12 protein-coding genes are annotated in these 13814 nt (G+C 75.3%); 5 read left to right on the top strand and 7 right to left on the bottom strand.

The genetic code is table 11. The features are described from left to right. Window positions 1–402: 402 nt before the first annotated feature. Together BM237_RS22465 and BM237_RS22460 are read left to right on the top strand one after the other, a co-directional pair. On the top strand, window positions 403–2214 hold the full coding sequence (locus tag BM237_RS22465) for a glycoside hydrolase family 15 protein (RefSeq protein WP_093851535.1): 1812 nt from the start codon (window positions 403–405) through the stop codon (window positions 2212–2214). 202 nt (window positions 2215–2416) lie between these two features. Then, on the top strand, window positions 2417–3451 hold the full coding sequence (locus tag BM237_RS22460) for a LacI family DNA-binding transcriptional regulator (RefSeq protein WP_093851534.1): 1035 nt from the start codon (window positions 2417–2419) through the stop codon (window positions 3449–3451). 88 nt (window positions 3452–3539) lie between these two features. Here BM237_RS22460 and BM237_RS22455 read toward each other — a convergent pair whose 3' ends face one another. From BM237_RS22455 to BM237_RS22435, 5 genes are all read right to left on the bottom strand, one after another. Further along, window positions 3540–4685, bottom strand: a complete 1146-nt coding sequence (locus tag BM237_RS22455; RefSeq protein WP_093851533.1) for a glycosyltransferase family 4 protein — start codon at window positions 4683–4685, stop codon at window positions 3540–3542. Between the two features lie 206 nt (window positions 4686–4891). Then, complete coding sequence (recN, locus tag BM237_RS22450; RefSeq protein WP_093851532.1) at window positions 4892–6643, bottom strand: DNA repair protein RecN; 1752 nt, start codon at window positions 6641–6643, stop codon at window positions 4892–4894. Between the two features lie 124 nt (window positions 6644–6767). Further along, window positions 6768–7655: an NAD kinase gene (locus BM237_RS22445; protein ID WP_093851621.1), complete on the bottom strand. Its 888-nt coding sequence runs from the start codon at window positions 7653–7655 to the stop codon at window positions 6768–6770. 77 nt (window positions 7656–7732) lie between these two features. Then, window positions 7733–8563 (bottom strand): TlyA family RNA methyltransferase, encoded by an 831-nt coding sequence (locus BM237_RS22440; protein WP_093851531.1) that lies wholly within the window; start codon window positions 8561–8563, stop codon window positions 7733–7735. A 7-nt stretch (window positions 8564–8570) separates the two neighbouring features. After that, on the bottom strand, window positions 8571–8888 hold the full coding sequence (locus BM237_RS22435) for a hypothetical protein (RefSeq protein WP_093851620.1): 318 nt from the start codon (window positions 8886–8888) through the stop codon (window positions 8571–8573). Between the two features lie 71 nt (window positions 8889–8959). Between BM237_RS22435 and BM237_RS22430 the strand changes: the two genes are divergently transcribed. Continuing rightward, window positions 8960–9307: a sterol-binding protein gene (locus BM237_RS22430; RefSeq protein ID WP_093851530.1), complete on the top strand. Its 348-nt coding sequence runs from the start codon at window positions 8960–8962 to the stop codon at window positions 9305–9307. Between the two features lie 76 nt (window positions 9308–9383). Next, window positions 9384–10151: a class I SAM-dependent methyltransferase gene (locus BM237_RS22425; RefSeq protein ID WP_093851619.1), complete on the top strand. Its 768-nt coding sequence runs from the start codon at window positions 9384–9386 to the stop codon at window positions 10149–10151. Window positions 10152–10203: 52 nt separating this feature from the next. Here the strand turns inward: BM237_RS22425 and BM237_RS22420 are convergent, their stop codons facing one another. Further along, window positions 10204–11271: an HAD hydrolase-like protein gene (locus BM237_RS22420; protein WP_093851529.1), complete on the bottom strand. Its 1068-nt coding sequence runs from the start codon at window positions 11269–11271 to the stop codon at window positions 10204–10206. Window positions 11272–11348: 77 nt separating this feature from the next. Here BM237_RS22420 and BM237_RS22415 point away from each other — a divergent pair, with 77 nt between their 5' ends. Further along, window positions 11349–12659 carry a DUF1015 family protein gene (locus BM237_RS22415; protein WP_093851528.1) on the top strand — a complete coding sequence of 437 codons (1311 nt, stop codon included), beginning with the start codon at window positions 11349–11351 and terminating at the stop codon, window positions 12657–12659. Between the two features lie 69 nt (window positions 12660–12728). Here the strand turns inward: BM237_RS22415 and BM237_RS22410 are convergent, their stop codons facing one another. Then, window positions 12729–13562 carry a tetratricopeptide repeat protein gene (locus BM237_RS22410; protein WP_217655912.1) on the bottom strand — a complete coding sequence of 278 codons (834 nt, stop codon included), beginning with the start codon at window positions 13560–13562 and terminating at the stop codon, window positions 12729–12731. Between the last annotated feature and the right edge of the window lie 252 nt (window positions 13563–13814).

The following is a 13814-nucleotide window of genomic DNA, read 5'->3' as shown; positions in this document are numbered from 1 at the left end:
TGCGCTGCGGCCGCCCCGGCCGGATCGGCTCGACCGGCGGGGGTGCCGTCGCTGCGGTTCGGGGGTTGTTGTGCCCTCCGCTCCACGGGCTACCAGGGTATCAGCGGCTCGTCCGGGGTGCCGAGGCGCGGCCCGCCGCCGCCCGGACCATGGCACAGTTACCGGGGCGGCCGCCGGGCCGGCCGGCCCGGCGGCGGTCCCGGCGATCGTCACCGGAGCCGTCCACCGAGGTTGTCAATCACCGAATTGTTGTCACCCGGAGGGCCCCGTCACCCCTAAGGTGACCTCGGCGCGGAACATCTGGCCGCGTCGTATCCTGCTCAGACTGTCCGCGCGGGCCCTCCCGTGCGGCAGGACGGAAAACCGCACGTCCCACGGGGCGTAGCCACTGTTCGACTGGAGATGCTCGTGGCCGGGCGCATCGAGGATTACGCACTCATCGGGGACATGCAGACCGCCGCCCTGGTATGCCGGGACGGTTCGGTGGACTGGCTGTGCCTGCCCCGGTTCGACTCGCACGCCGTCTTCGCCGGGCTCCTGGGCACCGAGGAGCACGGCTTCTGGCGCCTGGGCCCCGCCCACCCCGCCGACCAGGAGCCGCCGGTGGCCAGCCGCCGCCGCTACCGGGGCGACTCCCTGATCCTGGAGTCCGAGTGGGACACCCCGCGCGGAACGGTGCGGGTCATCGACTTCATGCCGCCCCGTGAGCACCACGCGCCGCAGCTCATCCGCGTCGTGGAGGGCGTCAGCGGCCGTGTGCCGATGCGCTCGGCGCTGCGGATGCGGTTCTCCTACGGCTGGGTGGTGCCGTGGGTGCACAAGGTGGACGGCCGCACCGTCGCCGTCGCCGGCCCCGACTCCGTGTGGGTGGACTCCGAGGCCGACACCTACGGCAAGGACCTGACCACCTACGCCGACTTCACCGTCGCGCCGGGCGACCGGGTGGCGATGACCATCAGCTGGCAGCCCTCGCACAAGGAGCCCCCGGCGCCGGCGGATCCGGAGACGTCCCTGGCGGCGACCGAGGACTTCTGGCGCGACTGGGTGCGCCAGTGCACGTACCACGGCCCGTACCGCGAGGCGGTGGTCCGCTCCCTGATCACGCTCAAGGCCCTCACCTACGCCCCGACCGGCGGCATCGTCGCGGCCCCCACCACCTCACTGCCCGAGCACATCGGCGGCGTGCGCAACTGGGACTACCGCTTCACCTGGCTGCGCGACGCGGCGATCACGCTGTCGTCGCTGCTGCGCACCGGCTACCGCAGCGAGGCGCTCGCCTGGCGCGAGTGGCTGCTGCGCGCGGTCGCCGGCGATCCGGAGAACCTGCAGATCATGTACGGCATCGCCGGCGAGCGCGAGCTGGGCGAGACGGAGCTCTCCTGGCTGCCCGGCTACGAGAACTCCCAGCCGGTGCGGGTCGGCAACGGCGCCGCCTCCCAGCTCCAGCTCGACGTCTACGGCGAGGTCATCGAGGCCCTGCACCTGGCGCACATGACCGGCCTGGCACGCAACGACTACGCCAGCCTCCTGCAGATCAAGCTGATCACCTACCTGGAGGACCACTGGAACGAGCCGGACGAGGGGATATGGGAGGTGCGCGGCCCGCGCCGCCACTTCGTGCACTCCAAGGTCATGGCCTGGACGGCGGTGGACCGCACCATCCGCCTGATCGAGTCCGGTGAGGCGGACGGCCCGCTGGAGCGGTGGCGCGCGCTGCGCGACGAGATACACCGCGACGTGTGCGAGAAGGGCTACGACCCCGAGCGCAACACCTTCACCCAGTCCTACGGGTCGAAGGAGCTGGACGCCTCCCTGCTGCTGATCCCGCAGGTGGGCTTCCTGCCGCCGGACGACAAGCGGGTCATCGGCACCATCGAGGCCATCCAGCGCGAGCTGTCCACGCCGGACGGCTTCGTACTGCGCTACCCGACCTCGGGCGAGCACGCGGGCCTGGACGGGCTGGAGGGCGACGAGGGAGCGTTCCTGGCCTGCTCCTTCTGGCTGGCGGACGACCTGGCGATGATCGGCCGGGTGGAGGAGGCGCGCAGGCTCTTCGAGAAGCTGCTCTCGCTCCGCAACGACCTGGGGCTGCTCGCGGAGGAGTGGGACTCCCGTCTGGGACGCCAGGTGGGCAACTTCCCGCAGGCGTTCAGCCACGTTCCGCTGATCGACACCGCCCTGCGGCTGACGGCCTCGGGCGCCTACGGCGGCTGACGGCCCCGGCTCCGCGGCCCGGTCCGGCACCGCCCGGCACCGCCCGGTGGCGTCCCGTTTCCCGGACGCGCCGGGCGGTGCCGCGCCACGGTGCTGTACAACGTACGACGGGGCCGTGAAAGCGCTCTCACCAGCAGAGTGAGCCGGCCTCCCGCGTCCGGCGGTAGCGTCGGGATTCCGCGAGAGAAGGAGTTGTTCGCCCGTGCACGGTCCCAGACCCACCCTCGAAGCGGTCGCCGCCCACGCCGGGGTCTCCCGCGCCACCGTCTCGCGCGTGGTCAACGGGGGCGCCGGTGTCCGCAAGTCCCTGCGGGACCGGGTCCAGGCGTCCGTGGCCGAGCTGGGCTACGTCCCCAACAGCGCGGCGCGCAGCCTGGTCACCCGCCGCACCGGAGCCGTCGCCGTGGTGATCGCCGAGCCCGAGACCCGGGTGTTCTCCGACCCCTTCTTCGCCCAGCAGCTGCGCGGCATCAGCCGCGAGCTGGCGGCGTGCGACACGCAACTGCTGCTCATGCTGCTGGAGGGCCGCACGGACTACGACCGCATCGGCCGCTATCTGGCGGGCGGGCACGTGGACGGCGCGCTGATGTTCTCGCTGCACCGCGACGACCCGCTGCCGTCCATGGCGAACGCCTCCGGCCTGCCCACGGTCTTCGGCGGCCGGCCGGGCTGGCCCGGCGCCGAGGACGACCCCGAGCTGCTGTACGTGGACACCGACAACCGGGGCGGCGCCCGGCAGGCGGTGGAGCACCTGCTGCGGCGGGGACGGCGGCGGATCGCGGTGATCACCGGCCCGCTGGACCAGACCTCCGCCCTGGACCGGCTCGACGGCTACCTCGACGCCCTGGGCGTGGCCGAGCCCGATCCCGCCCTGGTCGCCCACGGCGACTTCACGGCCGAGGGCGGCGAGCGGGCCATGGCCGAACTGCTGGACCGCTCGCCCGGCCCCGACGCGGTCTTCGCGGGCAACGACCTGACGGCCACGGGCGCACTGCGGACGCTGCGCGCCCGCGGACTGCGGGTGCCGCAGGACGTGGCGGTGGTCGGCTACGACGATCTGGAGCAGGCCGCCTGGGCCGAACCGGCGCTGACCACCGTGCGCCAGGACATCCAGGGAATGGGACGGATGATGGCGGAGCTGCTGCTGCGGCGGCTCGGGCTGGGCGACGCCTCCGGCGGCGAGCGGCCGGCCCCGGTCGTCACCCCCGCGCACCTGGTCGTCCGCGACTCCAGCTGACCCGGCCGGGCCCGGAGTCCGGCCGGGTCGTCGGGCGCGGAGGCCCGGCAGGGCTGAGGAAGCCCCGGCACCGAGCAGGCCCGGGCGGTCAGCCTCCCTGCGCCAGCTCGTCGTACACGCTCAGCACCTGGGTCACCGTGTCGTCCTCGCTCGGCCAGGTCGCGGCCTGGGCGCGGCCGGCCGCGGCCAGCCCGCGGCGCCGGGCGGGGTCGCCGAGCAGCCCGCCGACCGCCTCCGCCAGCGCTTCCGCGTCGCCGTAGGGCACCAGCAGCGCGGCGTCGCCGACCAGCTCGGGCAGACCGCCCACCGCGCTCGCCACCAGCGGCACCCCGGCCCGCAGCGCCTCCTGCGCCACCACCGCCCGGCCCTCCCAGCGCGCGGGCAGCACGGCGACATCGGCGGCCGCGAGCAGCTCCAGGGCGTCCTCACGCCGCCCCAGCAGCCGTACCGGCAGCTCCTCGGCCTCGATGCGGCGCTGCAGCGCGGGGCGCGCCGGCCCCTCCCCGGCGATGGCCAGCAGCGGCTGCGGTTCCAGCCGGCGCCAGGCCCGGGAGGCGGTCAGCAAGGTGGTGTGCCCCTGGCGGGGGGTGAGCCGGCCCACGGAGAGGACCAGCGGGCGGCCGGTGACGCCCAGTTCGGCCCGGGTCTTCTCCCGCGCCGCGTCGTCCGTCCCGTCCGGCGGGCCCGGGCGCCCCTCGTACCCGCCACACGGTACGGACACGGTCACCGGAGCCAGCCGGGCGTCGCGGGCGCCGTGGCGGCGGGCCCGGTCCACCAGGTCCGAGGTGGTGCCGAACACCACCCGCGCGGCCCGCACCACCCGCCGCTCCAGCAGCCGCATCAGCCGGGCCCGCACACCCACCGTCTGAGCCCGGGCGTGCCAGGTGACCACCAGCGGTGTCCGGCGCCGCCCGCACAGCGCCAGGGCGGCCGGCACACCGGCGCGCAGCCCGTGGGCGTGCACCACCGCGGCGTCCGCGCACACCACCCGCAGCACCGCGGCCGCCTCGGGGCCGGTGCCGCAGGTCAGGGGCACGAAGTGGGCGCCGAGGCCGGTGAAGCCGTAATCCGGCTCGGTGCCCGGCGGCGCGCAGACGGTCACCCGCACCCCCCGCGCCACCAGTCCGGCGGTCAGGGAGCGCACATGTGCGCAGACGCGGGCGCTGCCGCCGCCGATCACCTGCACGACGTGCAGCGGCGTCCTGCCGCGCGGTGGAACCGGGGTGGTCTTCACAAGAGGCCGGGACTCCTGGGGTGGGGGCTCAAAGGGCTGGGACGGCTCGGACTCGCGGATCCGCCCCGCCGGGGTCGCGGATCACGCACAGCAGCGTACGGCGTACAGGCGGTGCGGCACCTCCAGGATGCCACCCCGGCCCCGGCGGGAGGCCACGCCGTACGGGTGAAACACCGGCGGCCGGAACGGATGCCCGAAGCCCGGGCTCAGATGCCGGAGCGGGCCGCCTCCAGCAGTTCCTCGGCATGGGCACGGGCGAGTTGCGAGTCCTCCTGCCCGGCCAGCATCCGGGACAGCTCGCGCACCCGGTCCTCGCCCCGGAGGGTCTTCACACCGCTGCGCGTCACCGAGCCGTCGGAGGTCTTCTCCACCACCAGATGCCGGTCGGCGAACGCCGCGACCTGCGGAAGGTGGGTGACGACCACGACCTGCGCCGACTTCGCCAGCCTCGCCAGCCGCCGCCCGACCTCCACTGCCGCCCGGCCGCCCACACCGGCGTCCACCTCGTCGAAGAGATAGGTCGGCACCGGGGCGGTGCCCGCGAAGACGACCTCGACCGCGAGCATCACCCGCGACAACTCGCCGCCCGAGGCGCCCTTGGCGATGGGGCGGGGCGGGGCGCCGGGGTGCGGGGCCAGCAGCAGCTCCACCTCGTCCACGCCGTGGGGGCCGAAGGCGACCGACCGACCGTCCACCTCGATCCCCGACTCCTCGTCGGCCGTCTCGTGCTGCCTCAGCTCCACGGTGACGCGGGCGTGCGGCATGGCGAGTTCGGCCAGCTCGGCGGTGACCGCGTCGGCGAACCGCTTGGCGGCCTCCGTCCGCGCCTGTGTCAACCGCTGCGCGAGAGCGCCCAGTTCGGCACGGAGTGCGTCGCGCTCGGCGGCCAGTTCCCCGATCCGGTCGTCGTCCCCCTCGAGTTCGGCCAGCCGGGCGGCGCTCTCCTCGGCCCAGGCCAGGACGGCGGCGGTGTCCTCGCCGTACTTGCGGGTCAGATGGGACAGGACGGCCCGGCGCTCCTCGACGGCGGCCAGCCGCGCCGGATCGGCGTCCAGGTCGTCGGCGTACCCGGCCAGTTCCCCCGCGACGTCCGTCAGCAGGATGCCCACCTCGCCCAGCCGGTCGGCCAGCGCCGCCAGCGCCGGATCGTGCGACCGCACGGCCTCCAGCGCGCGCTGGGCGCCCGCGACCAGCGCGCCCGCGTCCACCGACTCCGGGTCGGCGGGATCGCCGGCCAGCGCGCCGTGGGCGGTGGCCGCCGCCGACGCCAGGGCCTCGGCATGGCCGAGCCGCTCGGCCTCGGCGGCCAGCTCGGCGTCCTCCCCCGCCCGGGGCTCGGCGGCGGCGATCTCCTCCAGACCGAAGCGCAGCAGATCGGCCTCCTGGGCACGCTCACGGGCGCGCGTGGTCAGCTCGGCCAGCTCGGCGGAGACCGCGCGCAGCCGCCGGTAGGCCTGGCCGTACTCGGCCAGGCCCGCGGAGACCGCCTCGCCCGCGTACCGGTCCAGGGCCTCACGCTGCCGGGCCGGCCTCAGCAGGCCCTGCTGGTCCGTCTGGCCGTGCACCGCGACCAGGTCCTCGCCCAGTTCCGACAGCAGCCCGACGGGCGCCGAGCGCCCGCCGACATGGGCGCGCGAGCGCCCCTCGGCCGAGATCGTCCGGCTGACCAGCAGAGCGCCCTCGTCCAGCTCCGCGCCCGCCTCCTCGGCGCGCCGCGCCGCGGGTGCGCCGGGCGGCAGCACGATCCGGCCCTCCACCACGGCGGCCTTGGCCCCCACCCGCACCAGGGCGGCGTCAGCCCGTCCGCCGAGCAGCAGTCCCAGACTGGTGACGACCATGGTCTTGCCCGCGCCGGTCTCGCCGGTCACCGCGGTGAAGCCGGGGGACAGCTCGACGACGGCGTCATCGATCACGCCCAGGGCCCGAATCCGCATCTCCTCCAACACGGATACGACCATACGAGGTTCCACGGCGGGATCCCCACTCACGGTCCGCACCACACGCCCCGCGCGCCCCTTCCTCCCCGCCACGCGCACGCACGGGCGGTGCGGCCGGTGCGGCCGACGGGCCGGCGCGGCGCGGTCAGTGCGGCGCCCCGCGCCACCCGGCCACCGGCAGGGCGAACTTCGCCACCAGGCGGTCGGTGAAGGAGGCGTGGTGCAGCCGCGCCAGCCGCACCGGCACCGCGCCGCGCCGCACCTCCACCCGGGCCCCGGCGGGCAGCTCCGCGGTGCGCCTCCCGTCGCACCACAGGACGCCCCCCTGTGTCTGCGGCTGCACCTCGACGGCCAGCACCGAATCGGGTGTGGTCACCAGGGGCTTGGCGAACAGCGCGTGGGCGCTGATGGGCACCAGCAGCAGCGCTTCGACCTCCGGCCAGACCACCGGCCCGCCCGCGGAGAAGGCGTAGGCCGTCGAACCGGTGGGCGTGGCGCACACCACACCGTCGCAGCCGAAGCGGGAGACCGGCCGGCCGTCGACCTCCGCGACGACCTCCAGCATCCGCTCGCGGGCGGCCTTCTCCACCGAGGCCTCGTTCAGCGCCCAGTCGCGGTGGACGACGTCCCCGTCGCCCAGGACGAGTACGTCGAGAGTCATCCGCTCCTCCACCTCGTAGGAGCGCGCGACCACCCGCCGCACGACCTTGTCCAGGTCGTCGCGCTCGGCCTCGGCGAGGAAGCCGACCCGGCCGAGGTTGACCCCCAGCATCGGCACCCCCGAGGCGCGGGCGAACTCCGCGCCGCGCAGCAGTGTCCCGTCCCCGCCGAGGACGACGATCAGCTCGCAGCCCTCCACGGCCTTCTCGCAGATCTCGCCGTCCGCCACCGTCTGCACGGACGGCGGAAGCGTCAGATCGGCCGCCTCCTGGGCCAGGACACGCGCGCCGATACCGTTGCGCAGCAGCCCCTGGACGACGAGCTCGGCGCTGCGGACGGCGGCCGGGCGGCCGGTGTGGGCGATCAGGAACACCGTCCGCGCGGCGCCCTCCGCGCTCCCGGCGGCCTCGGCGGTCTGCGCGGTCGTGCTCTGCTTCGTGCTCTGCGTGGTCACTGGGGGCCCTCCGCCACGGCTCGGTCGACATCGGCCGGGTCCAGTTCGGGTGCCCCGGCACGCAGCCACAGGAAGTACTCGACGTTACCGGAGGGCCCCGGCAGAGGACTGGCGGTCACTCCGAGCACTCCGAAACCCAGTTCCGCGGCCTGGCCCGCGACGGTGCGGACCGCCTCGGCCCGCAGGGCCGGGCTGCGCACCACGCCTCCGCTACCCAGCCGCTCCCGGCCCACCTCGAACTGCGGCTTGACCATCAGCACCAGATCGGCCCCGGGCGCCGCGCAGCGTGCCAGGGCGGGCAGCACCAGACCGAGCGGGATGAAGGACAGATCGCCGACGACGAGGTCCACCGGCTCACCGCCGATCTGCTCCAGGGTCAGCTCGCGGACGTTGGTGCGGTCGCGCACCAGCACCCGCTCGTCGCTCTGCAGCGACCAGGCGAGCTGCCCGTAACCGACGTCCACGGCCACCACCCGCGCGGCGCCGGCGCGCAGCAGCACGTCGGTGAAGCCACCGGTGGACGCCCCGGCGTCCAGCGCCCGCCGCCCGGCCACGGTCAGCCCGCGCGGGGTGAACGCCTCCAGAGCGCCGGCCAGCTTGTGGCCGCCGCGCGAGACGTAGTCGGGGTCGGCCGCGTCCTCGCCCACGACGACGGCCGCCCCGGTCTCCACCTGGGTGGCGGGTTTGGTCGCGGTGGCGCCGCCGACGGCGACCCGGCCGGCGGCGATGAGCCGGCCGGCGTGCTCGCGCGAGCGGGCCAGGCCGCGGCGCACCAGCTCCGCGTCGAGCCGGTTGCGCCGGCCACGCTGGTTTCGTGACGCTGCCACGTGCGGTTCAGCTCCCGGTGTTGTGCGGCGCGCCCGGTGCGGGCGGCCCGGGTCGCTGGTCGAGCGCGGTCAGCGTGTCACGCAGTCCGCGGTGCACATCCTCGTACACCTCCAGATGGCCGGAGACGGCGAGGTGGTCGGCGTCCGCCAGGCGACGCAGCCGGGCGTCGACACCGGCGTTCCCGGTGGGGGCCATCCGCACCCCCAGGGGCCGCGGCCCGCCGTCCCCGGCCGGGTGCTCCTCCCCCGGCGCCGCTCCCGCGCCCACCGGGTCCTGTACTGCTGGTTCCGTCTCCGGCGCGGTGCCGGACATCGGCTCGTCCATGGTCACGACGCTACCGCGCGCGGCATCCTCCACGACGGCGGGCACTCCCCCTGCGGTACCGTCGTGAGGCGATGGCGACCACACAGCAGTGCCGGACCGCGCTGGAGCGGCTGGCGAGGAACCTCGCGGACGCGGACGACGACGTGCGCAGCGCCGCCGCCCTGGAGCGCTCGGTCAGCTGCCATCTCACCGATCTGGACACCACCTTCACCGGCAGGCTCGTCCACGGCCGCATCGAGGACATGACCACCGTCCACGGCCCGCCCTCCGAGCGCGCCCAGATCAGACTGGCCATGACCGGCGACGATCTGGTCTCGCTGGTGGACGGACGGCTGAACTTCGCCCGGGCCTGGGCCCGGGGCCGCGTCAGGCTGGAGGCGGGTCTGCGGGACCTGCTGCGGCTGCGGTCGCTGCTCTGAGCGGCCCGGAGACCTCCCGGCCGGGAGGGCGCGGAAACCGGGGGTGGGCGGGGTCCCGGGCGGCGATGATGACCGCATGACCACCGCCTCCCACGCCCGCTCCTTCGACTCCGCGGCGGCCCTGTACGCCGCGGGTCGCCCCTCCTACCCGCCCGCCCTCCTGGACGCCGTTGAGGAGCTCTGGGGCCGTCCCCTCGCCGGCGCCCGCGCCGCCGACGTCGGAGCCGGCACCGGGATACTCACCACGCTCCTGGCCGCCCGCGGCGCCCGCGCCGTGGCCGTCGAGCCCGGCGGCGGCATGGCGGCCGAGTTCCGCCGCGCCCTCCCCGGCGTCCTCCTGGTGCGCGGCGACGGAGACCGCCTGCCGCTGGCCTCCGGCCGCTTCGACCTGGTCACCTACGCCACCGCCTGGCACTGGACCGACCCGGGGCGGTCGGTGCCCGAGGCCATGCGTGTCCTGCGCCCCGGCGGCGCCCTCGCCGTCCTGCGCAACGACTCCGACGAGTCCGTCGGCTGGATCGCCGGCCAGGCCGCCCGGGTGCGCCGCTTCTTCGGCGCCGACCAGGAGACGGTGGAGGCGGCCCGGACCCGCTCGCTGCCGTCCGGGCCCGGCTTCACCCGCCGGCAGGTGCGCTGGTCCCGGCAGGTACCGCTGGAGACCCATCTGGCCAACCTCGCCAGCCACTCCGACTTCCTCGTCATCGGCCAGGAGCGCGCCGCCGCCTTCCTGGCCGGGGAGCGCGAGCGACTGGGCGGCCTCTTCCCCGGCGGTACGGTCGAGGAGTCCTACGTCGCCTCGGCGAGCGTCGCCCTGCGCCGACCGCACCCGACCGCGGGCTCATGAACGCGCCCCGCTCCTCCGTGCCCGCGCGGAGAAGCGGGCACGGACACGGAGGTCACAGACCGAGAGCCGCCAGCGCCCCGTCCGCACCGGCCCGGCAGACACCCTCCCCGGCCTGAGTCCACGCGACCGCGCACAGCGCCCGCAGCCCGTCCAGCGGATCGTCCCCACGGCCCTCCAGCCGCAGCGAGCCGTCCTCCGCCGAAGCGGTCCAGCCGCCGCACAGGAACCCGCTCCGTCCCCCGCCGCGCAGCTCCTCCACCTCCGGCTGCGCCCGGTGCAGCGCCCGCAGGTCGGCGGCCACATACGTCGGCCGGTGCTCGGGGGGAGCGGCCAGCAGCTGCGCCGCGTCCGTCACCCCGGTGAGCACCAGCAGCGAGTCCACACCCCCCGCGTACGCGCCCTCGATGTCGGTGTCCAGCCGGTCTCCGACCACCAGTGGCCGCTGCGCGCCCGTGCGCAGGATCGTCTCGCGGTGCATCGGCGGCAGGGGTTTGCCCGCCGTCCTCGGCTCCGGCGCCGGACGCATCCAGCGCGTCGCGATCCGCACCACCTCCACGGCCGCGCCGTTGCCCGGCGCGATGCCCCGGCCGCTGGGGATCGTCAGATCCCCGTTGGAGGCGAACCACGGCAGTCCGCGCCCCACGGCGATCGCCGCCTCCGACAGCCGCCCCCAGGGCATCTCCGGCCCGCCGTACCCCTGCACGACCGCCGCCGGGGCGTCGTCCGCCGACTCCACCGGCTCCAGACCGCGCTCGCGCAGCGCCACCCGCAGGCCCTCCGCGCCCACGCACAGCACCCGCGAACCGGCCGGCAGCTCCTCGGAGATCATCCGCGCCACCGCCTGCGCCGAGGTGACCACCTCCCCCGGTTCGGCGGGCACCCCCAACCGCGTCAGGTGCCCGGCGACGGTCTCGGGGGTGCGCGCCGCGTTGTTCGTCACGTACGCCAGCCGCATGCCGGTCTCCCGGGCCGCCGCGAGCGACTCGACCGCGTGGACGACCGCCTCGCCGCCCGCGTAGACCACACCGTCCAGGTCGAGCAGCGCGGTGTCGTACACCCGGCTCGGCGGGGCTCCGCAGCCCTCCGGCCGGGTGCGTATCGGGCGGTGGTATCCGGTCATCGTCGTCTCGCTCCTCGCGCCGGCGGTCTTCCTCCCCCGATCATCTCCCACCCGGCACACCGGCATAGCATGCATCAATGCTGCGATCCCCGGGCCCCGAACACCCCTCGGGCGGCCTCCTCCTCGCCCCCTTCCGCGGCCTGCGCTACGCCCCCGACCGGGTCGGCAGCCTGGCCGCCGTGACCTCGCCCCCCTACGACGTCGTGGTCCGGCCCGACGGCCTGCACCATCTGCAGACCGCCGACCCCCACAACATCGTGCGGCTGATCCTCCCGGAGGCCGCCGACCCGGCCGCCCGGCATCTGCAGGCCGCGCGGACCCTGCGCCGCTGGGAGGCGCAGGGCGTCCTCGTACGGGACCCGGAGCCGGCCCTGTACGTCTACGAGCAGCGCCGGGGCGACGTACTCCAGCGCGGCCTGATCGGCGCCCTGCGCCTGACCCCGCCGGAGGAGGGCGTCGTGCTGCCCCACGAGGACGTGATGCCGGAGGTCGTCGAGGACCGCGCGGCCCTGATGCGCGAGACCGCCGCCAACCTCGAACCACTGCTGCTGTCGTACCGCGGCGACGGCACCGCGACCGGCGCGACCGCCGTCATCGAGCGCACCACCGGCAGATCCCCGCTGCTCTCCACCACCACCGAGGACGGCTTCTCGCACCGGCTGTGGGCGGTCACCGACGAACAGGAGATCGCCGAGGCCGGGCGCGACCTCTCCCGCCGCCAGGCGCTCATCGCCGACGGCCACCACCGCTGGGCCACCTATCTGCGCCTGCGGTCCGAGCGCGTCGGGGGAGACGCTGGCCGGCACGGTTTCTGGGACCACGGCCTGGTGCTGCTGGTGGACACCGCCCGCTACCCACTGCGGGTGCAGGCCATCCACCGCGTGCTGCCCCGCCTTGCGGTGGCCGAGGCCCTGTCCCGGCTGGGGGACTCCTTCCGCGTCCGGACCGTCGACGGTCCCCTCCCCCGTGCCCTGCGCACTCTGGAGACCACCCCCGGCAACGCCTTCCTGCTCACCGGCGACGGCGCCTTCCACCTGCTCCACGACCCCGACCCGGCCCTGCTCGCACGCACCGTCCGCGACGGCCTTCCCGAGCAGTGGCGGCGACTGGACGCCACGGTCCTGCACTCGACCCTGCTGACCGCCGTCTGGCACCTCCCGGACGAGCCCTCCGAGATCGGTTATCTCCACGACGCGGCGGCGGCCGTGGAGCAGGCCGAGCGCCTGGGCGGCTCGGCGGTTCTGATGCGCGCGGTCGCGGAGGAAACCGTGCGCGGACTGGCCCGCCAGGGCGTGACCATGCCGCGCAAGTCCACGTCCTTCGGTCCCAAGCCCGCCACCGGCCTGGTGCTGCGCGCCCTCGGCGGCCTTCAGGAAGGACCTGCCTGACCGTACGACGGGGGCGGGATCTGTCCGGGACGATCCCGCCCCCGCCGTAGAACGCGCCTCAGAGGCCGCTCAGCGCTCGTCCTCCGCACCCCGGTCGCGGTCCCGCCCTCCGGCCCCGCCATCCCGGTCCTCCCGGCCGGTCTCGGCGGTCTCGGCGGGAAGCTCCCCGCTCGACTTCTCCCGCCCGGGCGCCCCCTCCAGATCCGCCTCCGAGTCCGCCTCCGGGTCGAGCGCGTCCAGGAACTCCACACCGTCCAGCTGGGCCAGCCGGTCCGACGCGTCGGTCATCCCGCCCTGGTCCGCCTCCAGTGCCCTGGCGAACCACTCACGAGCCTCCTCCTCACGGCCCACGGCCAGCAGCGCGTCGGCGTACGCGTAACGCAGCCGGGCCGTCCACGGCTGCACGGAGTTCGACGCCAGCTCGGGGCTCTGGAGCGTGACCACGGCTGCCTCGGCCTGTCCCATGTCGCGCCGTGCTCCCGCCGCGACCAGCCGCATCTCCACCTGCCCGGCCTTGTCGAGCTTCTGCACCTCCGGCTCACCGGCCATGGCGAGTGCCTTCTCCGGCCGGCCGAGGCCGCGCTCGCAGTCGGCCATCACGGGCCACAGGTGGGAGGAACCGGTCATCCGGCGGGCGGCCCGGAACTCGGCCAGCGCCTCGGCGTACTTCCCCACCCCATAGGCGGCGAAGCCCGCGGCCTCGCGCACCGCGGCGACACGGGAGGCCAGCCGCAGCGCGATCTTGGCGTAGCCGTACGCCTGCTCTGCGTCCTCGTCCAGCAGCTTCGCCACCATCACCAGGTTCCTGGCGACATCCTCGGCGAGTGTCTTGGGCAGGCTCATCAGCTCCTGCCGCACGTCCTTGTCCAGTTCCTGCCCGGTGACATCCTCCGGGATCGGCAACCTCCTGATGGGCTCCCGGTCCTGGCCGCGGTCACGCGGACGCTCCTCGCGCCGGTAGCCGGCGCCTCCGCCCTCCCGGCGCCCGCGGAAACCGCCCCGCTCGTCGCGGCCCCGGCCGCCGCCCTGACCGTACGGGCGCCTCCCCCGGTCGTCGTCGCGGCGGTCATCCCGCCGGAACGATGAACGCTCGTCCCGACGGAACCCACCACGGTCGTCGCGACGGTCACCACGCCCCTGCCCCTGTTCCCGGTC

Source organism: Streptomyces mangrovi (assembly GCF_900114215.1).
GTDB classification, from domain to species: domain Bacteria; phylum Actinomycetota; class Actinomycetes; order Streptomycetales; family Streptomycetaceae; genus Streptomyces; species Streptomyces barkulensis.
This window is presented reverse-complemented; position numbering and strand designations above follow the sequence as displayed.